Genomic DNA, 20,411 nt, shown 5'->3' on the forward strand with positions numbered 1-20,411 from the left:
AAAGCTCGACAGCTCCCACAGGTTTAGTCAGCAGAGAATTTCAGCACGGTATTCTGCGTGTAGGTCTGGCCAGGATCGAGACGGGTAGAGGGGAAGCTCGGCTGGTTGGGGCCGTCGGGAAAATGCTGGGTTTCCAGGGTGAACGCACTCCAGTGGGCGTAAGGCTTGCCACCCTTGCCCTTGATCGTCCCGTCGAGGAAGTTGCCGGTATAGAACTGCACGCCAGGCTCGCTGGTATACAGCTGCAAGCGGCGACCGGACTGCGGGTCACGAACGTCGGCGGCCAGTTTGCCGATATCACCCTTGGCATCCAGCACCCAGTTGAAGTCAAAGCCACCTTGTTTAGGTTCGGCGAATTTCAGCTGGGGATGATCGTCCTTGATGTGCTGGCCGATGGCAGTGGGCTTGAGAAAGTCCATCGGCGTACCGGCGACCGGGGCCAGTTCGCCGGTAGGAATCAGGGTGCTGTTGACCGGGGTGTAATGGCTGGCATGCAGGGTGGCGACTTGCTTGAGCACATCACCGCTGCCGGCGCCGGCGAGGTTGAAGTAACTGTGGTTGGTGAGGTTGAGCACCGTGGGTTTGTCGGTGGTGGCCTTGTAGTCGATGTGCAGTTCGTTCTTGTCGTTGAGGCTATAGGTGACATCGACTTTCAGGTTGCCGGGGAAACCCATCTCGCCGTCCTTGGACAGGTAGCTCAGGGTCACGCCCACCGAATCGTCCTGCTTGACCGGCTGGGCTTTCCACACATGCTTGTCGAAACCTTGCGGGCCGCCGTGCAGCGAGTTCGGCCCGTCGTTGAGGGGCACTTGATAGCGTTTGCCGTCCAGTTCAAAGCTGCCCTTGTCCAGGCGGTTGCCAAAACGGCCGATGGTCGCGCCGAAGAACGCGGTACCGGCCTGGTAGCCCTGGACGTCATCGAAGCCCAGCACCACGTCGGCGAACTGGCCGTGTTTGTCGGGTACTTTCAGCGACTGCAAGACCGCGCCATAGGTGATGACCGTGGCTTGTACGCCATGGCTGTTACGCAATACATACTGCTCGACGGCGGTGCCGTCATTGGTTTTGCCGAAGGGTTTGTGTTCGCTGGACAAGCCAGCCGCCTGAGCGCCCAGGCTGGCCACCGCCAGGGAGAGGCCAAGGCCGGTAAGCAGGAATCGGGATTGCCGCATGACTGAGCTACCTTTATTGTTGTTAATTAAATAGTTCTACTATTTATTCGGCTGCAGGGCTGATTTATAGCCAATAACGCAAAACATGCAATATAAAATAAGACTAAATACAGCGGAGTGACTGCCCCATGAACACTGAAAAACAGCCCGGCGCGCAGGCGATGTACCCGGATCTGCGGGATAAAACCGTGCTGATCTCCGGCGGTGCTTCCGGGATAGGCGAGGCCATGGTGCGTGCCTTCGCACGCCAGGGGGCCAAGGTAGCCTTCGTGGACCGGGCGCAAGGGCAGGGCGACCGATTGGCGGCGATATTGTCGGCCGAGGGCCATGCCGTCGAATTCGCCCATTGCGATATCACCGACGAGATCGCGTACAAGGCCGCGATAGCGTGCCTGGCGCAGAGCCTTGGGCCGATCGACGTGCTGGTGAACAATGCCGCCAATGACGTTCGGCACACCCTGGATGAAATCGACTCGGAGCGGTTCGACCAACTGATTTCGGTCAACCTGAAGCACGCATTTTTCGCGGCCCGGGCCGTGGTGCCGATGATGAAGGCCGCAGGCGGCGGGTCGATCATCAACCTGGGTTCCATTGGCTGGATGATGGCTTCCAGCGGCTACCCGGTATACGCCGCCAGCAAAGCCGCCGCCCACGGTATGACCCGGGCCCTGGCGCGGGAGCTTGGGCCCAGCCGTATCAGGGTCAATACGCTGGTGCCGGGCTGGGTGATGACCGAGAAACAACTGGCGATGTGGGTGGATGACGCGGCCCGGGAGTTGATCGCCCGCAGCCAGTGCCTGCCGGGCAGTGTGGAGCCGGAACATATCGCCAATATGGCGCTGTTCCTGGCCTCTGATGTATCGGCGATGTGTACCGCACAGAACTTCATTGTGGACGGCGGCTGGGTCTAGGCCGGGGAAGGGTCGCCATCCCGGATGCAACGAATCGCCGCCCGGGGCCTCATACAGTAACGAACGGTGGTTCATATGCAGCCACCGCAACCGACTACTTCATGGGTGCAGGTGATTGATTTATGACGGACGCCGATAAGAAACATGTGGCCTGGCTGGTGGAACAATCGATGCTGCATGCCGCCAAGCAGCGCGCCAGGCTTTATTCGGGGCAAGGCCGGTTGTGGCAACAGCCGTATGCGCATACCCGGCCCCGTGATGCTTCGGCCCTGGCATCGGTGTGGTTCACGGCCTATCCGGCGTCCATCGTCACCCGCGAGAACGGCAGCGTACTGGAGGCCCTGGGCGATGAAACCTTGTGGCACGCGCTGTCGAAAATCGGCATACAGGGCATCCATAACGGCCCGCTGAAACGCTCGGGCGGTCTATCCGGCACCGAGCACACTCCCACCATTGACGGCAATTTTGACCGCATCAGCTTCGACATCGACCCGCAACTGGGCACCGAAGCCCAGCTTCAGGCGCTGGCCCGCATGGCCGCCGCGCACAACGCAGTGATCATCGACGATGTGATCCCGTCCCACACCGGCAAGGGCGCGGACTTCCGCCTGGCCGAGATGGCCTACGAAGACTATCCCGGGCTCTATCACATGGTGGAGATCCGCGAGGAAGACTGGCCGCTGCTGCCCGATATCAGCGAGGGCCGCGATGCGCAGAACCTCAGCCCGCAGCAGGTCGACGTGCTCAGGGACAAGCACTACATCGTCGGCCAGTTGCAACGGGTGATCTTCTTCGAGCCCGGGGTCAAGGAAACCGACTGGAGCGCGACCGATGTGGTCATCGGCGTGGACGGCAAGCCCCGGCGCTGGGTGTACCTGCATTACTTCAAGGAAGGGCAGCCGTCGCTGAACTGGCTGGATCCGACCTTCGCCGCGCAGCAGATGATCATTGGCGATGCCCTGCACGCCATCGACGTGATGGGGGCGAAGATCCTGCGCCTGGACGCCAACGGTTTCCTTGGCGTGGAACGAAAACTGGAAGGTAACGCCTGGTCTGAAAGCCATCCGCTGTCCATCACCGGCAACCAGATCCTGGGCGGCGCGATTCGCAAGGCGGGCGGTTTCAGCTTCCAGGAACTGAACCTGACGGTGGACGACATCGCCGCCATGTCCCACGGCGGCGCAGACCTGTCCTACGACTTCATCACGCGCCCGGCTTACCAGCACGCGTTATTGATGGGCGACACCGAATTCCTGCGCCTGATGCTGCGGGAGATGCACACCCTGGGCATCGACCCCGGCTCGCTGATCCATGCCTTGCAGAACCATGACGAGCTGACCCTGGAACTGGTGCACTTCTGGACGTTGCACGCCCATGACACCTACCTCTATCAGGGGCAGACCTTTCCCGGCGGCATCCTGCGCGAGCATATCCGTGAGCAGATGTACGAACGCCTGGCTGGCGAACACGCGCCGTATAACCTGAAGTTCGTGACCAACGGCGTGTCCTGCACCACCGCCAGCATCATCACGGCGGCGCTGGGTATTCGCGACCTTGAGGCGATTACCCCGGCGGATATCCAGCAGATCCGCCAGATTCACCTGCTGCTGGTGATGTACAACGCGATGCAACCGGGGGTGTTTGCACTGTCCGGCTGGGACCTGGTGGGCGCATTGCCGTTACCGGCGCAGGAGGTGGCCCACTTGATGCTGGATGGCGACACACGCTGGATCCATCGCGGCGCCTATGACCTGGTGGACCTGAATCCGGATGCGGAGCAATCCGCCGGGCAGATGCCGCGCCCGAAAACCTTGTATGGCAGCCTGATCAGCCAGTTGGCCGACCCGGATTCATTTGCCTCGCAACTGCAAAGAATCCTCGCGGTGCGCCGAGCCTACGACATCGCCGCCAGCCGCCAGATCCTGGTGCCGGATGTGCAGCACCCGGGGCTGTTGATCATGGTGCACGAGCTGCCGGCGGGCAAAGGTACTCAGATCACGGCGCTGAACTTCGGCTCGACGCCGATTACGGAAACCCTGCACCTGCCCGATATTGCGCCCGGGCCGGTGGTGGACATCATCAATGAGCGGGTGGAGGGCGATCTGACACCCGAGGGTGATTTCACCATCACCCTGGATGCGTATGAAGGCTTGGCGCTGCGGGTAGTGATCTGACCCACTGATCCACTGCAGGAGCGAGCAAGCTCGCTCCTACACGGGGACCGGCTGTTCCGCCTCCTGATGGTGCGTGGAGCCAATGAACATATACATCGCCGGCACCATGAACAGCGTCAGCACGGTACCGATCGACAACCCGGCGAAGATCACCAGGCCCATGTCATGCCGTCCCGCAGCCCCGGCACCGGAGGCCCACACCAGCGGCACCACGCCCAGCACCATGGCGGCGGTGGTCATCAGGATCGGCCGCAGACGCACGCCGGCCGCTTCTTCTATGGCCTCACGCTTGCTGTGACCGGCGCGCTGCAACTCGTTGGCAAACTGCACGATCAGGATCCCGTGCTTGGTGATCAACCCCAGCAACGTCACCAGCCCCACCTGGGTGTACACGTTGATCGAGGCAAACCCCATGGTGATAAACGCCAACGCGCCGAAGAGTGCAGGGGGCACCGAGAACAGGATCACCACCGGGTCGCGGAAACTCTCGAACTGAAACGCCAGGGCCAGGTACACGATCAGGATCGAGAACATCAGCAAGCCGAAGAACCCGCCGGATTCCTGCATGAACTGGCGTGATTCGCCGGAGAAGTCCGAGGTGTAACCCGACGGCGCAATATTGGTCAGAATGGTGTTCAGTTTCGCCAGCAGTTCGCCCTGGGCCACGCCGCTGACGCCCGACAGGGTCGCCGAGTTGAGCTGCTGGAAGTGGTTGATGGATTCCGGCTGGGTCGAGGTTTCGATATGCGCCACGGTGCGCGCCTGGATCATGCTGCCGGATGGGGTGCGGATGTAGTAATCGAGAATCTGGTCCGGGTTGAGGCGATCAACCTGCAACACCTGGGGAATGACTTTGTACGAGCGCCCGGCAGTGGAGAAGTAGTTCACGTAGTTGCCGCCCAGTGCCGCGGACAGCGCCGCACCGACGTCGGCCTGGGTCATGCCCAGTGCGGCGATTTTTTCCCGGTCCACCACCAGCTTGGCTTGTGGCTTGTCGAGTTTCAGGTCCATGTCGGAGAAATAGAACAGCTGTTGTTTCTGGGCCTCGACCACCACGGCCTGGGCGACTTCATTGAGGTTTTCCACCGAGTCGGTGGTGGTGATCACGAACTGCACCGGCAAGCCCTGGGCGCCCGGCAGCGACGGCAGGGGGAAGGCGGCGATGGTGGCGCCCGGCACCTGGTTCCATTTCTGCTGGAGTTCCAATATCAGTTGGGCTTGGGAGCGCGAGCGGTCGCCCCAGTTTTTCAGCAGCACACCGCCCAGGCCCTGGTTGAGGATAGGCAACCCGGTCAGCTGGAACATCTGCGCGTATTCCGGCTCTTTGTTGGCGATCTGGAAGGCCTGGTCGGCGATGCGCTCCATCTGCTGCGGCGAAGCGGTGGGCGGGCCCTTGATCTGCATGAACACCAGCCCCTGGTCCTCGGTGGGCGACAGTTCGCTTTTGGCGGTCATGCCGCTGGCGGCCACCAACAGGAACAGCACAAAACCAAACGTCACCAGCACCGGCCATACGTTCAGGCCGCCCGAGAGTACGCGGTGGTAACGGCCCCGCAACCAGTCAAAGTACTGATCGAGCTTGCGGGCGAAACGACCTTCTTCCTGCCCGGTCTTGAACAGCCGGGACGTCATCATCGGCGAAAGCGTCAACGCCACCACGGCCGACACAGTCACGGCACCCGCCAGCGAGAAACAGAACTCCTTGAACAGCGCACCGGTAAGGCCGCTGCGCAGCCCGATGGGCACGTAGGCCGCGATCAGCACCACGGTCATCGCGATGATCGGCCCACCCAGTTCCCGCGCGGCAACCAGCGCAGCCTCCAGCACGCCTTTGCCTTCTTCCTTGATATGCCGGTCGACGTTTTCCACCACGATAATCGCGTCGTCCACCACCAGGCCGATCGCCAATACCAGGGCAAGCAGGGTCAGCAGGTTTATCGAGTACCCCAGCAGGTACATGATGAAGAAGGTCCCGACCAGCGACAGCGGGATCGCCACCAGCGGCACGATCACCGCGCGGAACGAGCCGAGAAACAGGTAGATCACCACCGACACAATGATCATCGCCTCGACCAGGGTCTTCACCACCTCATAGATCGAGGTGTTGATGAACTCCGTGGAGTCATACACGATCTCGCCGCGTACCCCGGTGGGCAACTGGGATTGCAGCTCGGGGAAGGCCTCGCGCACGCTGTCGGCCACCGTCAGGATATTTGCAGTCGGCGCCGTCTTGATGCCGATGAACACCGAACGCTTGCCGGAAAACGCCACGCTGCTGTCGTAGCTTTCGGCGCCGAGGGTGACGGTGGCCACGTCCTCCAGGTACACTAGGGCATCGCCTTTCTGCTTGACCACCAGCCGCTTGAATTCATCCACCGTGTGCAAGTCGGTCCCGGCCGTCAGGTCGACCGTCACCGTTTGCCCACGGGTGGAACCGACGGCAGACAGGTAGTTGTTGTTGGCCAGGGCGGTGGACACGTCCTGGGCGGTCACGTTATGCGCCGCCAGTTTGTTCGGGTCCATCCAGGCGCGCAGGGCGAACTGGCGCCCGCCGAGGATTTCTGCGGTTTGCACGCCCTGGATCGAGTCCAGCTTGGGCTTGACCACCCGCACCAGGTAGTCGGTGATGTTGTTGGTGGGCAGGGTGTCGCTGTAGAAACCCAGGTACATGGCGTCTGTGGTCTGCCCGACCGCCACCGTCAGCACCGGTTCCTGGGACTGCGCCGGCAGTTGGTTCTTGACCGAGTTGACCTGGGTGTTGATCTCGGTGAGGGCCTTGCTCGCGTCGTAATTCAGCCGCAGCGTGGCGGTAATCGTCGAGACACCGGTGATGCTCGTTGAAGACAGGTAGTCAATGCCCTGGGCCTGGGCGATGGCCGATTCAAGCGGCTGGGTAATAAAGCCGGCAACGGTGGAGGCGTCCGCGCCGTAGTAGGCGGTAGTGATGGTGACCACGGTATTTTCGGTGCGTGGCCATTGGTTCACCGGCAATTCGAAGATCGAGCGCAGCCCCAGGATCAGGATGAACAGCGAGACGACAATCGCCCAGACCGGCCGCTGGATAAAGGTATCGGTAAGCTTCATGGGACACCTTTAGTGTTCTTGGGGAGTCGGCGCAGGATCGTTCAGCGGCGCGGCGCTGTTATCGACCTTCACCGGCGAGCCATTCTTGAGCTTCATCTGGCCGCTGGTGATCAGCAGGTCACCTTCCTTCACGCCCGACAGGATCGCCACCTGATCGCCCCGGGTCGGCCCGGTCTTGATGAAAGTCTGTTGCGCGGTGAGGACTTCCTCACCCTTGTCGTTCTTGCTCGATGTAGCAATGAATACTGTGGTGCCGTAAGGGTTGTAGGTCACCGATGTCTGCGGAACGGTGAGGTAGCGCTGCGTCGCACCGGAGTTGACCACGGCGCGGGCAAACATCCCGGGCACCAGGTTCTGTTTGGGGTTGTCGACGGTGGCTTCCACGGTGACATTGCGCGTGGTGGCGTCGAACTGGGTGTCGATGGTGCTGATCTTGCCGGTGAAGGTTTGATTCGACAGGCCGTCGGCCGTTACCGAAACCCCCTGGCCGATGGCGATGGCCTCCATTTGAGTCTGGGGCACCGTGAAGTCGATGTAGATCGGATCGAAGGTTTGCAGCGTGGCGATCTTGTCGCCGGGGTTGAGGTATTGGCCAGGGTTGACGCTGGTGATGCCGATGCGCCCGGCAAACGGTGCGCGGATGGTTTTTTTCGCCACCAGCGCGCGCTGTTGTTCGGCGGCGGCGAGCTTGGCTTTGAGGTCGGCGGTGTCAGTGTCCACTTGTGCCTGGGAGATGGCGTTAACCGCCAGTTGCGCCTTGTCACGCTTGAGGACGATCACCGCCAGGTCGGCCGTGGCCTCAAGGGAATGCAATTGCGCGATGTCCGAGTCGGCATTCAGCTGGACGAGCAGCGCCTGGGCCGCCACTTCTTGCCCGGGCGTGAAGCCGATGGTGCGCACGATGCCGCCCACTTCAGTGGTCACATCCACCCCCCTGACCGCTTTCATTGAGCCCACGGCGCTGACATTCGGTTGCCAGTCGCTGAACGGCACCTTCATGGCCGTGACCACGGAGGCGGGCAGGGGCATTTTCGACTGGGCGATCAGCGCCGAAATCTGCACGAACTTCACCCCGGCAATGATCGCCACAATCACCAGCACCACCACGATCATGATGATCATCGGCCGCCACAGTCGGCGCTTGCGCGGTGCGCCGGGCTCGGTGGGCAGGGGAGAGGCGGTTATGACGTCAGCCATGGATGTTCTCGCTGTTTCAAGAGTTCAGTTCAGTTGAACCGTGCCGAATCGGCAGGCGCTGCCTCGTTCCTGGCCGGCATGATCTCGTTCCACGAAGGCAGGCCGAACCGATCAGGCCGGCCCTTGGTGGCAGGGTCCACATCGGTACGGTTCCACCATCCGCCACCCAATGCCTGGAAGAGCGCGGTGGTGTCGCTGTAGCGGGAGGCCTGCGCCCTGACCCGGGCCAGCACGGTGTTCTGGTAGGTTTGCTGGGCCGTGAGCAGGTTGATGTACGCCACGGCACCGAGTTTGAACTGCGCCTGCACCAGGTCCAGGTTGGCTTGGGCAGAGCGCTCGGCCACCACCTGCTGGTTGAGCGCATCGGCATCCGCCTCCAGCGCCCGCAGTGCGTTGGCCACGTCCTGGAACGCGCCGATCACCGTGCCACGGTAGCGGGCTGCCGACTCGTCATAGGCGGCCACGGCAGCGCGTTTGCGATGTTCGAGTGCGCCGGCATCAAAGATCGGTTGGGTGATCGACCCGGCAAGGCTCCAGACCCCACTGCCCGCCGAAAACAATTTGGTCCCGCTGGCCACCGTGGAGCCCACCGACCCGGTAATGCTGAACTGGGGCAACTGATTGGCGACGGCCACGCCGATATTGGCACTGGCCTGATGCAGTTGCGCCTGCGCGGAACGCACATCGGGCCGCTGGCCAACGATGGCCGAAGGCAGGCTGAGCGGCAGTTCTTCGGGCAGGTGCAGGGAGGCGAGGTTGAAGCGCTCGTCCCGGTCCTGGTTGGGAAACCGGCCGAGGTAGGCCATCAACTGGTTGCGGGTCTGGGCGAACTGCTTTTGCAGGGGCGGCAAGGTGGCACGGGTTTGCGCCAGCGCGGTCTGCTGTGTGAGCACGTCGGAGTCGCCGATCGCACCCAGCCGGCGCTGCGCCTGCAGGACGTCGAGCTGATCACTCTGTAGCCGAATGATGGTTTCGGTGGCGGCGATCTGGTCGCGTATAGAGGCCAGGCTGACTGCGGTGTTCACCACATTGGAGGTCAAGGTGAGGTAGGTCGCCTCCAACTGGAAGCGTTCGTACTCGGCCTGCGCCGAGGTGGATTCAATTTGCCGGCGCGTGCCGCCGAACACATCCGGGGCGTAGGACACGCTCAGCGACGCCGAACTCACCGTGAGAATCGGCGACTCCGGCAGGCCCGAGGTGACGCCCGATACTTTCTCGCGGGCCTTCTGCACGTTGCCGCTCACCGAGGGAAACAGCGACGCCTGGTCGGCATAGACCAGCTCGTTGGCCTGGCGCAATGCCGCCTGCGCGGCGGTGACATCCGGGTTGGCGCGCAAGGCTTCCTCCACCAGCGCGTTCAGTTCCGGCGAGCGGAACAGCGTCCACCATTGCCCGGGAATATCCATCCCGGCGATCAACCGCTGCGCCGCACCGCCGGTGTCGATATCGGCCTTGGCGGTGGAGGTGAGTTTTTCTCGTGAATAATCGGCGTTCGCCGGCACCTCAGGGCGCGCGAAATCGGGCCCGACGGTGCATCCGGCGAGGGCGATGCACAGCAGGCTCAACGGAGCCAGAAGGTGGGGTGGTCGAAAAAGGGCGCGGCTGTGCGCCACTGGTTGCGGTGCCGATGCAAGCTGCCGAGGCTGCTCTTTCATATTTACTCTGATTAATCAGTTGGTTAACTGCTTTATTTGTTGAGCAATGAGTGCGCGGGCATCGGGCCATACGGCTGAAAAAATGGCGCGAGAGTCGCCGAATTCAAATCAGTGTAGGTGGTGCAGGCGGGTACGCAATGTCCGTGCGCGCCGACCACCCACAAAAATGCATTTAACGCATTAATATCGAATTAGGTTATGCGTTATAAGTATTTTACATGCAGCCGTCAGCCCCTCATCGTAGCCCTCCCTACGAACACTGCCGAGACCGCACGCGCGGATCGACTTTCAATGCTTGAGAAGGCATCTGGAGACGAACGTGCGTTACCTGACAAAACTGGCGGCCGGGTTGGCCGCCACGCTGCTGTGCCTGACCGCGAACGCGCAAACGCTGGTGGTCGGAGACCAAAGCTACAACGCCCAGGCCGTGATGGAAGCGGCGGGGGTGCTGGATGATCTGCCCTACACCCTTGAATGGAAGCAATTCACCGCCGGGTCTCCGGTGGCGGAAGCCCTCAATACCAACAGCCTCGACATCGGCCTGCTCGGCGATGCGCCCGTGCTGTTCCTCGGTGCACTCGGCGCACCGATCAAGGTGATTGCCATCAGCCGGCAAAACCTCGAGGGCGTGGCCATCCTGGTGAAAAAGGATTCCTCGATCCACAGCCTTGCGGACCTCAAAGGCAAGCGCGCCGCCATCTGGAAAGGCTCCTGGAGCCAGCAACTGCTGCTGACCGCACTGGATAAGGCCGGCGTGCCGAAAGACGCCCTGGAGTTGCGTTACCTCAGTGCACTGGATGCTTCCCATGCACTGGAAGGCGGTTCGGTCGACGTCATCGCCACCTGGGAACCCTACGTCACCCAACAGGAACGCCAGGGTGCACGGGTATTGGCGACCGCAGACGGGCTGATCCCGGCCCAGAGCTTCGTTGCCGCCAGCACCAAAGCCGTCGATAACAAGCGTGCGCAAATCAGCGATTTTCTCCAGCGCCTGAAGAAAGCCCGTGACTGGACACGCCAAAGCCCGGCCAACGCCGACGCGTATGCAGATGCCTGGGCCAAGCGCACCCGCGCAGATGCCGACATTGCCCGCGCCTGGTTTGCCCGGGCACGCACGACGGTCGAACCGGTGACAGCCCAGTCGCCTGTAGAAGCACAAAAGACCGTGGACTTTTTCGCAAGCCAGGGACTGGTCAAGTCTTACCCGGCAGCCAAGCTGTTCGACGACTCCTTCGCGGCGTCCTTGCAGCCTGCCGTCGCCAAAATTCAGCCCTGAACGCTTCAAGGAATACGTCAGACATGACCCAAAAAAGACAGCTCAAACTGGGCGCCCTGACCATGGGCTGCGGCGGGCCCGGCCGCCACAATCTATGGCTCGACCCTCAACTGCCGGCCGATGCCAGCGTCAACGTCGACTGGTACATCGACATTGCACGCCAGGCCGAGGCGGCATTGTTCGACTTGATGTTCATCGTCGACAGCCAATTCATCACACCGGGTTCGCCATCCCACTACCTGAACCGGCTGGAGCCGCTGACGCTGTTATCGGCACTTGCCGTAAGCACCCGGCACCTGGGCCTGGTCGGTACGCTGACGACCTCTTACAACTCGCCCTATAACGTCGCGCGGCGCCTGGCCTCACTCGACCTGATCAGCAAAGGCCGCGCCGGCTGGAACGTGGTCACCAGCGGCGACGCCGGTACCGCCGGCAACTACAGCCGCGACGAACATTATGACTACGACACCCGCTATGGCCGGGCGGCCGAACACGTCCAGGTCGTGCAGGGCCTGTGGAACTCCTATGAGGAAGATGCCTTCGTGCGTGACCGCGCCACCGGCCGGTTTCTCGACCCCGCCAAACTCCACAGCCTGAATCACAAGGGCGAGCACTTTTCCGTGGTCGGGCCGCTGAATATCCAGCGCTCACCCCAGGGCCAACCGGTGATCTTCCAGGCTGGCGATTCGGAACAAGGCCGCGACCTCGGTGCGGCCACGGCCGATGTGATCTTTACCCATGCGGCCAGCATCGAGCAGGGCCAGGCTTTTTATCGGGATATCAAGGGCAGGGCGCTGCAACATGGCCGTGACCCGGAGCAATTGCTGGTGATGCCCGGCGCCGAGATTTATGTGGGCGATACCGATGAACAGGCGCGTGAAATCGAGCGGCACTACCATCAGGCCGACCACAGTTTCGAGCTGGCGCTGAAGGAGTTCGGACGCAATTTCGGCTGGCATGATTTCAGCCAGTACGACCTTGATGCGCCGTTCCCGCAGGAGAGCCTGGAGGCGGCACGCAGCAGCTTTTTTACCGCGGCCAAACGCATTGCCGATCAGGCACGGGAGAAAGGTTTTACATTGCGCCAGGCGGTGGAGTTCGGGCGGCAACTGCGCCCGGGAGCGTTTGTCGGATCGGCGGATACCGTCGCTCGGAAAATGGCTGACTGGCTTGAAGCCCGCGCGGTGGATGGTTTCAACATCTACATCGGCCATCCGGAGCAGTTCAAACGCTTCACGCACGAGGTCATCCCGTTGTTGCAGGAGCGCGGCGTGTATCGCACGGCTTATGAAGGTACGACCTTGCGGGAAAGCCTGGGATTGAAGATTCCACGGTTTGCGCGCAACGGCGGCGGTTGACTCAAAACAACTGTCCAGATGAATAAATTGGTGGGCCGGGGATTTTTTTAGACATACTGAGGGTTCAAGCCACTCATTTGTCCCGAGACTTTCCTGATGCCATCCCATCCTGCGCAAGGGCCTTTCAATCAGGACGACCGGTATCGACTGCTCGTCGACGCAGTGGTCGACTATGCCATCTATATGCTTGATACGAACGGCTTGATTCGCAGTTGGAACTCCGGGGCGAGAAAGATCAAGCAGTACGAACAGAGTGAAGTGCTGGGCAGGCATTTTTCGCTGTTCTACACCCCGGAAGACCTGGCCTCGGACTTGCCGGGCCGGGCACTCAAGAGCGCCGAGCAGTCAGGGCGCTTCGAGGGCGAAGGTTGGCGCATCCGCAAGGATGGGACTCGTCTCTGGGCACTGGTGATCATCGACCCGATACGCGCCGACGACGGCACGTTGATTGGCTTCGCCAAGGTCACACGGGACCTGACCGAGCGTAAGGCCGCGGAGCAGGCGCTGCGCCAGAGCGAGCAGCAATTCAGCCTGCTGGTGCAAGGCGTCACCGACTACGCGCTGTATATGCTGGACCCCAACGGCGTGATCACCACCTGGAACGCCGGCGCCCAGCGCATCAAGGGTTACCGGCCGGCAGAAGTCATCGGCAGGCATTACTCCATGTTCTTCCAGCGTGAGGACGTAGACCACAACGTCCCCCAGCGCGCCCTTGAAACGGTGGTCAGGGAAGGTCGTTACGAAGGGCAGGGCTGGCGCCTGCGCAAGGACGGCACGGGATTCCTCGCCCATGTGGTTATCGACCCGATCAAGAATGAACTGGGTGAGCTGGTGGGGTTTGCGAAGATCACCCGGGACGTTACCGAAAGCGTCCAGGCTCAACAGGAGATCAAGGAAACCCGAGAGGCGTTATTCCAATCCCAGAAAATGGAGTCCCTGGGCCAGCTCACCGGCGGCATCGCCCATGACTTCAACAACCTCTTGATGGTGATTCTGGGGAGTCTTGAACTCGCCAAGAAGCGTGTCCCGCAGGACTCGAGAACCTGCGCCTTACTGAATAATGCCATCGCGGGCGCCCAGCGGGGCGCAACGCTGACTCAGCGCATGCTGGCCTTTGCCCGTCGCCAGGAGCTTGATCCTCAGCCTGTGGATGTGGGCGATCTGATCCGCAACATGTCAGACCTGCTGTCCCGAATGCTGGGCGCAGGCATCAACGTCGACACACAGTTCCCATTGATCCTGCGGCCGGTATTGGTTGACATGAGCCAACTGGAAATGGCCGTCATGAACCTGGTGATCAACGCCCGGGACGCAATGGAAGGTCGGGGCAGGATCCTGATTTCAGCGCGGGAGGATGCGTTTCCCGGCGGGACGAATGACTCGCAAAGGTTGATTTGCATCTCTGTCATCGACACCGGCCCCGGGATGAATGACGCGACCTTGCAACGGGCCATGGAGCCGTTCTTCACCACCAAGGGAGCGGGAAAAGGCACCGGGCTTGGGCTTTCGATGGTGCATGGCCTGGCGGCACAGTCACAGGGCCACTTTGTGCTGAAGAGTCGGGTAGGAGAGGGCACAGCCGCAGAGCTCTGGTTACCGGTGGCGGTGACCGACACCACACAGTCTGCGGCGCTGGCATCAACTGCAGATACACCCGATGCAGCCCATCAGCAATGCCTCGAGATTCTGCTGGTAGATGACGACCCGCTGGTGCTGATCAGCACCGGGGCGATGCTTGAAGACCTGGGCCATTGTTGTGTCGGCAGGAGACGGCCATGCTGCGTTGGCGTTCCTGGCGCAAGGCGCGTGCTTTGACCTGGTCGTGACAGACATGGCAATGCCGGACATGACCGGGATCGAGCTTGCCGGCAACATCGAGTCGTTGTATCCCAACCTTCCCATCATTCTTTCCTCGGGCTTTGCGGAAATCTCCCTGGACCTCAAGACCACATTGACGCGCTTACCCAAGCCATTCGATCAATCTGCACTGGCCAGGGTGATCGCCGAAACCATGCGCAGCCGGACCGACAAGCCGTGTTGAGCCAGGCGGCTGGCCGTCCGTTGTTTGTTTCCATGGATGGCCCCAAGGGTACTGGCAAAACCACATTGCTGGAGTCCGTAACAAAAGCGCTTAGGGCTGACAACAGAATGGTGATCCGGCTTTGCGAGAGAAAAAGCGATCCCTTCAGAAGTGAAACAATGACCCTCGTTAACAGACTCGCCAGGCATCCCGGCCTGGATCTGGAGTGGGAGGTTTGTGAACGCTTCGCTGATAGCCGCGCGTGGATTTCCCGGCACGTGCTGGCTAGACAGCCTCCAGGCAGCATCGTCCTGATCGACCGCTGGTACCCGTCTGATGCCGCGTTTCGCCGGGAAGTCCCGCTGGCAGAAATCCTGCAGTTGAACATTGATCGAAACGTGCAAGTGCCGGACCTGCATGTCGGGGTCGTCACTGCCCCTGATATTTCATGGGCACGGGCCGCGGCACGCCGGCGCGGACTGAGCAGTACCGTGATCCACACGCTGGCAGAACATGTCGCCTGTACCCGGGCGTTCGAGCGAGCGGTTGCGGATCACGGCTGGGTGTTATGCCGGAATGAAGGAACCATTGAGGGCGCGACACGGCAGGTGGTTGCCGAAATTTATAACGTCCTTGAGTCCTTCCAGTGTGATTGACCCGAGCCCTGTTCAGGCACTTGCCCCGTTGAACATGCTGACCAGGCTATAGGGGGCATCGTCACCAAACAGCAACTCATGCAGTTCATTCCCTTCGGCAGCCATTTGCGCGCTGCGCGGGAACATGGCCTGTTCGTATTCGCCCAGGGCGGCTTCGACGTCATCAGGGTATGAGGCGATGGCCTTGCCGAGTTCGGCACCATCGTACATGGCCAGGTTCGCGCCTTCGCCATTCGGGGCCGCAAGGTGTGCGGCATCACCGATCAGCGTTACGCCCGGCATCCGGTCCCAGCGGTGCTCAACCGGCAGCATAAAGAGCGGGCGCCAGACCAGTTCGGTGTCGCTGTCGGTGATCAATGCCGTGAGGGCAGGGGACCAGCCTGCGAATTCCTGCGCGATCCGTGCCGCCGCCGTTGCCGTGTCGGTGAAATCGATGGTGGCAAACCAGCTTTGGGATTCGGTGAGCACTACGTAGGTGTGCAGCGTGGCGCCCGTCTCACGGTGCGCCTGGATCCCTTTTCCCGGTTGAAGTGCGAACATCGCACCGCCACCTACCGCCCTGGAGGTGGCCGGGTGCCGGGCGTCGCTGTCATACAGGTAGGTTTCGATCAACGAGCGGCCCATGTACTCGGGGGCAGCGTCGCTGAGCAGCGGCCGGACCTTTGACCAGGCTCCGTCCGCGCCAACCAGCAGGTGGGTGGCAACGCAAGTACCGTCGGCGAAGGTCACTTCGTGGCGACCCTCGCCGAGGGCGCGCACGCTCTTGACCTTGTGGCCCCAGCGCACAGTACCGGCGGGCAGTGAATCGAGGAGCATCTTGCGCAGCTCGCCACGCATGACCTCGGGACGGCCGCCTGTGCCGTCGTCGGGTTGATCCAACAGAGTGGCACCCTGCCAATCAAGCACCCGAGTCGCCTCGCGACCTTTCAGGATAAGCGCGCGGAACTCGTCCGTCAGGCCCGCGGCCTGCAAGGCCAGTTGGCCGTTGTAGTCGTGGATATCGAGCATCCCGCCTTGGGCGCGTGCGGTTGCCGACGGTTCCGCTTCATAGACGGTGGCGGCAATACCGTGGACGTACAGCACGCGGGCCAGGATGAGACCGCCCAGGCCAGCACCGATGATTGTGACGGGGGTGTGCATAGGGTACCTGTTGAATGTGAGAAATCTTCCGGACTGTTTTTACGCTATTTTCTGGAAAAAATGGCCTGGTTCAAGGGGTTTACTTTCCGCAGGCGATTGAATATAAAGTTTGCTTCGGCGCGCAACCGTTGTCGCGCCCCATGATGTTGACAGGAGGAAGCTATGTCACCGTTAAACGTGATGAAGTTCTAAACGATCAAACCGTCACCCCCTCGCTTGAAAACCTCGAAACACGCTGGTCTCAGCATTGGCAGCTCGAAGGCACGTATGCCTTTGACCACAGCGCCCAACGCGACGCTGTATTCTCCATCGACACGCCGCCACCGACAGCCTCAGGTTCGTTGCACGTTGGCCATGTCTTCAGCTACACCCACACCGATATCATCGCCCGGTTCCAGCGGATGCGCGGCAAGGCTGTGTTCTACCCCATGGGTTGGGACGACAATGGCTTGCCGACCGAACGCAGGGTCGAGAATTTCTACGGCGTACGTTGCGACTCGTTGGCCGCTTACCAGCCTGGCTTCAAACCCTCCGAGTCAATTCCATTAAAACGGGCTGACTTTGCCGTCATCAGTCGGCGCAACTTTATCGAGTTGTGCCATGAGCTGACGGCCATCGATGAGCAAGCGTTCCGTGCACTGTTCGTGCAACTGGGCTTGTCCGTTGATTGGAGTCTTTCATACGCCACCATTGATGAACGCTCCCAACGAGCCAGTCAGCGCGCGTTACTGCGTAACTACCAGCGTGGCGAACTGTATAGCCAGGAGGCTCCGTGCCTCTGGGATGTGACGTTCCAGACGGCCGTAGCCCAGGCAGAGCTTGAGGAGCGCGAGGTTGCGGGTGCGTATCACGAGCTCGGCTTCGACGCGGCTGATGGTGCCGAACTGAAGATTGCTACGACTCGACCTGAGTTGCTGATGGCATGCGTGGCGCTGGTGGCTCACCCGGACGACGCTCGTTATCAGGCGAGGTTCGGGCAGACCGTGCGTGCGCCGATTTTTGACCTGGACGTTCCGCTGCTGGCCCACCCTTTGGGTGACCCCGGCAAGGGCACCGGGTTGGCGATGGTCTGCACCTTTGGCGATCTAACCGATGTGATTTGGTGGCGGGAGTTGCAGCTGCCCACACGGTCAGTCCTGGGAAAGGACGGGCGCCTGTTACTTGAGACGCCCTCCTGGTTGACGACTCCGCGCAGCCAACAGGCCTACGCAGGCCTGGCCGGCCGTACCCTGTCCCAGGTTCGTACGCAGCTCGTTTCGATGTTGCGTGACTGCGGCGCCATGCGAGATGAACCACGACCGATTAACCACGCGGTAAGGTTCTTCGAGAAAGGCGACCGGCCTTTGGAAATTCTCGCGACGCGGCAATGGTACTTGCGCAATGGCGGACGCGACGCGAACCTGAGGGACGTGTTGCTCGACGCTGGCCAGGCGTTGGACTGGCATCCGCCGCACATGCTCAGGCGTTACGAGCATTGGGTAGGGGGGTTGAATGGAGACTGGCTAATCAGTCGTCAACGTACGTTCGGCGTGCCGATTCCGTTCTGGTATCGCCTGGACGCACAAGGCGAAGCCGAGCATGGCGCTCCGATTATCGCCAGTGAGGCAAGCCTGCCTGTTGATCCGGGCCTGGATACACCGCCTGGGTATCGACCCGAACAACGTGGTCAACCCAACGGGTTTATCGGCGAACAAGACATCATGGACACCTGGGCCACCAGTTCCCTGACGCCTCAGATTGCCGGCGGCTGGGGAGAGGACGATGGGTTGTTTGCCAAAATATACCCGATGGACCTCAGGCCCCAAGGTCACGACATAATCCGAACCTGGCTGTTCTCGACACTGGTACGCAGCCATTTTGAACACGGTTGCGCGCCATGGCGCAACGTCGCGCTTTCCGGGTGGATCCTTGATCCCGATCGCAAGAAAATGTCCAAGTCCAAGGGGAATGTGGTCACCCCTCAAGCCTTGCTCGACCAGTATGGAAGTGACGGCGTGCGCTATTGGGCTGCCTCGGCGCGGCTCGGCAGTGACACAGCCTTTGAAGAGCAGCAGATGAAAATCGGCCGCCGCCTGGCCGTCAAGCTGTTCAATCTTTCGAGGTTGGTTCAAGGCTTTGCGAAGGATGACACCGGGGATATCGACCAACCGCTGGATCAAGCCATGCTTGAACGTTTGGGTGGCGTAGTCCAGGACGCTACCGTCGCGCTGGAGGCCTATGACTACAGCGGGGCGTTGTCGCGTATCGAAGGATTCTTCTGGTGGTTTTGCGATGACTACGTCGAATTGGTCAAACGTCGTGCCTATCGACCCGATGGCTACTCGGCGCGTAATGCATTGGCACATGCGCTGAGCGTGCAGCAGCGACTGTTTGCGCCATTTCTGCCCTTTGTGTGTGAGGAGGTCTGGCAATCCTGGAATTGCGGCTCAGTGCACAAGGCGCCCTGGCCGCAAGGGGACGCTTGCCCTGATGCGGCTGTTGAACAGTTATTGATGAGCCTGAGCAGCGTGCTGTCTGCGATTCGCAAAGCAAAGTCTGACGCCAGCCAATCCATGAAGGCTCCGGTAGCACGTGTTGAGCTGGTCGACAGCGCCGCGCAGCTTGAACTGATAAAAGGCGTCAGCCAAGACCTGATAGAGGCGGGGCAGGTCGAGGCCTTGGTGTTTATAGAGGGCGCGGAGCGGCAGGTCGATGTCTGGCTGACGTAACGTGGAGTGGTGCCGACCGCCTCAGTGACACCCACTGGGGCGGGCCGGATCACGCATCAGCCTGCGTCAATCGAGCCACATCGGGACAATTGAGAGTACGAGTAGAAGCGAATAGGAATAGGCAAGCCTCATAGATGATCCGGCATAGGTCGCCAGCGGTGGCTTGGCTACCATTAGCACTCAGTAACCGAGAGGAATTTCCATGAGCACTCGCAAAACCCTGTTCATCACCGGCATCAGCAGCGGCTTTGGCAAGGCCCTCGCGACCGAGGCACTGGCTGCAGGCCACCGTGTCATTGGTACCGTTCGCAACGAAGCCGCGCTGCAAACGTTCGAGGCATTATCAGCGGAGCGTGCTCATGGCGTGATCCTGGATGTCACCGACTTTGAGCGGATCGACAGCGTCGTTGCCGAGATCGAGACCCGCTACGGCCCGGTGGATGTCCTGGTGAACAACGCAGGTTACGGCCATGAGGGCATTTTCGAAGAGTCGCCGCTGGAAGAAATGCGTCGTCAGTTCGACGTCAACGTGTTCGGCGCCGTTGCCGTGACCAAGGCGTTTGTGCCGTACTTCCGCCAGCGCCGCAGCGGGCACATCATCAACATCACGTCCATGGGCGGCACCATCACGATGCCGGGTATCGCCTACTACTGCGCCAGCAAGTTCGCGCTGGAAGGCATCTCCGACACCCTGAGCAAAGAACTCAAGCCATTCAACATTTTTGTCACCGCTGTGGCGCCAGGCTCATTTCGCACCGATTGGGCCGGCCGCTCGATGCAGCGTACGCCCCGCAGCATTGCCGACTACGATGCCAGCTTTGATCCGGTACGCCAGGCGCGCGAAGCGAAAAGCGGCCACCAACTGGGAGACCCGCAAAAAGCCGCGCAAGCCATGCTGCAGTTGATCGCCAGCGACAACCCACCGGCCCACCTGCTGCTCGGCAGCGATGCGATAGGCTTTGTGCGCGAAAAGCTGACGCAATCCCTGCGTGACATCGACCAATGGGAAGCACTGACACGCTCTACGGATGGTCACGCTTCGTGAAACCGCAAGAGGGGC

12 protein-coding genes and 1 pseudogene are annotated in these 20,411 nt (G+C 61.2%); 8 read left to right on the forward strand and 5 right to left on the reverse strand.

Features of this window, described 5'->3' with window-relative positions:
* Positions 1-23: 23 nt before the first annotated feature.
* A complete protein-coding gene (locus HX821_RS29085; RefSeq protein WP_102369085.1) occupies positions 24-1,172 on the reverse strand; it encodes an aldose epimerase family protein in 1,149 nt (382 codons plus the stop codon).
* 128 nt (positions 1,173-1,300) lie between these two features.
* On the opposite strand from HX821_RS29085, the gene HX821_RS29090 reads away from it, so the two are divergent.
* Positions 1,301-2,083: an SDR family NAD(P)-dependent oxidoreductase gene (locus HX821_RS29090; RefSeq protein WP_177037143.1), complete on the forward strand. Its 783-nt coding sequence runs from the start codon at positions 1,301-1,303 to the stop codon at positions 2,081-2,083.
* Between the two features lie 122 nt (positions 2,084-2,205).
* Positions 2,206-4,257, forward strand: coding sequence for a maltose alpha-D-glucosyltransferase (gene treS, locus HX821_RS29095; RefSeq protein ID WP_008433350.1), 2,052 nt, complete (start codon positions 2,206-2,208; stop codon positions 4,255-4,257).
* A 36-nt stretch (positions 4,258-4,293) separates the two neighbouring features.
* Here treS and HX821_RS29100 read toward each other — a convergent pair whose 3' ends face one another.
* The 3 genes from HX821_RS29100 to HX821_RS29110 form a co-directional block, all read right to left on the reverse strand.
* Positions 4,294-7,341 (reverse strand): efflux RND transporter permease subunit, encoded by a 3,048-nt coding sequence (locus HX821_RS29100; RefSeq protein ID WP_177037145.1) that lies wholly within the window; start codon positions 7,339-7,341, stop codon positions 4,294-4,296.
* 9 nt (positions 7,342-7,350) lie between these two features.
* A complete protein-coding gene (locus HX821_RS29105; protein ID WP_008433355.1) occupies positions 7,351-8,463 on the reverse strand; it encodes an efflux RND transporter periplasmic adaptor subunit in 1,113 nt (370 codons plus the stop codon).
* 104 nt (positions 8,464-8,567) lie between these two features.
* The gene (locus tag HX821_RS29110) at positions 8,568-10,103 is read right to left on the reverse strand and encodes an efflux transporter outer membrane subunit (protein ID WP_256349006.1); all 1,536 of its coding nucleotides are present in this window, start codon (positions 10,101-10,103) and stop codon (positions 8,568-8,570) included.
* A 409-nt stretch (positions 10,104-10,512) separates the two neighbouring features.
* On the opposite strand from HX821_RS29110, the gene HX821_RS29115 reads away from it, so the two are divergent.
* The 4 genes and pseudogenes from HX821_RS29115 (at position 10,513) to HX821_RS29130 (ending at position 15,503) form a co-directional block, all read left to right on the forward strand.
* Complete coding sequence (locus HX821_RS29115) at positions 10,513-11,469, forward strand: ABC transporter substrate-binding protein (protein WP_177037147.1); 957 nt, start codon at positions 10,513-10,515, stop codon at positions 11,467-11,469.
* Between the two features lie 23 nt (positions 11,470-11,492).
* Entirely contained in the window at positions 11,493-12,827 is a 1,335-nt protein-coding gene (locus HX821_RS29120; protein ID WP_177037148.1) for an LLM class flavin-dependent oxidoreductase, read from the forward strand.
* A 96-nt stretch (positions 12,828-12,923) separates the two neighbouring features.
* A pseudogene (locus HX821_RS29125) lies at positions 12,924-14,868 on the forward strand (PAS domain S-box protein).
* A 32-nt stretch (positions 14,869-14,900) separates the two neighbouring features.
* The gene (locus tag HX821_RS29130; RefSeq protein ID WP_177037183.1) at positions 14,901-15,503 is read left to right on the forward strand and encodes a dTMP kinase; all 603 of its coding nucleotides are present in this window, start codon (positions 14,901-14,903) and stop codon (positions 15,501-15,503) included.
* Between the two features lie 12 nt (positions 15,504-15,515).
* Here the strand turns inward: HX821_RS29130 and HX821_RS29135 are convergent, their stop codons facing one another.
* Positions 15,516-16,643 (reverse strand): NAD(P)/FAD-dependent oxidoreductase, encoded by a 1,128-nt coding sequence (locus tag HX821_RS29135; RefSeq protein ID WP_177037151.1) that lies wholly within the window; start codon positions 16,641-16,643, stop codon positions 15,516-15,518.
* 140 nt (positions 16,644-16,783) lie between these two features.
* On the opposite strand from HX821_RS29135, the gene valS reads away from it, so the two are divergent.
* Positions 16,784-19,351 (forward strand): valine--tRNA ligase, encoded by a 2,568-nt coding sequence (valS, locus tag HX821_RS29140; protein ID WP_177037153.1) that lies wholly within the window; start codon positions 16,784-16,786, stop codon positions 19,349-19,351.
* 202 nt (positions 19,352-19,553) lie between these two features.
* Positions 19,554-20,396, forward strand: a complete 843-nt coding sequence (locus HX821_RS29145; protein WP_003217687.1) for an oxidoreductase — start codon at positions 19,554-19,556, stop codon at positions 20,394-20,396.
* The last annotated feature ends 15 nt before the right edge of the window (positions 20,397-20,411 follow it).

Origin of the sequence: Pseudomonas sp. B6001 (assembly GCF_013386015.1) — a bacterium.
In the GTDB taxonomy this organism is placed as follows: Bacteria; Pseudomonadota; Gammaproteobacteria; order Pseudomonadales; family Pseudomonadaceae; genus Aquipseudomonas.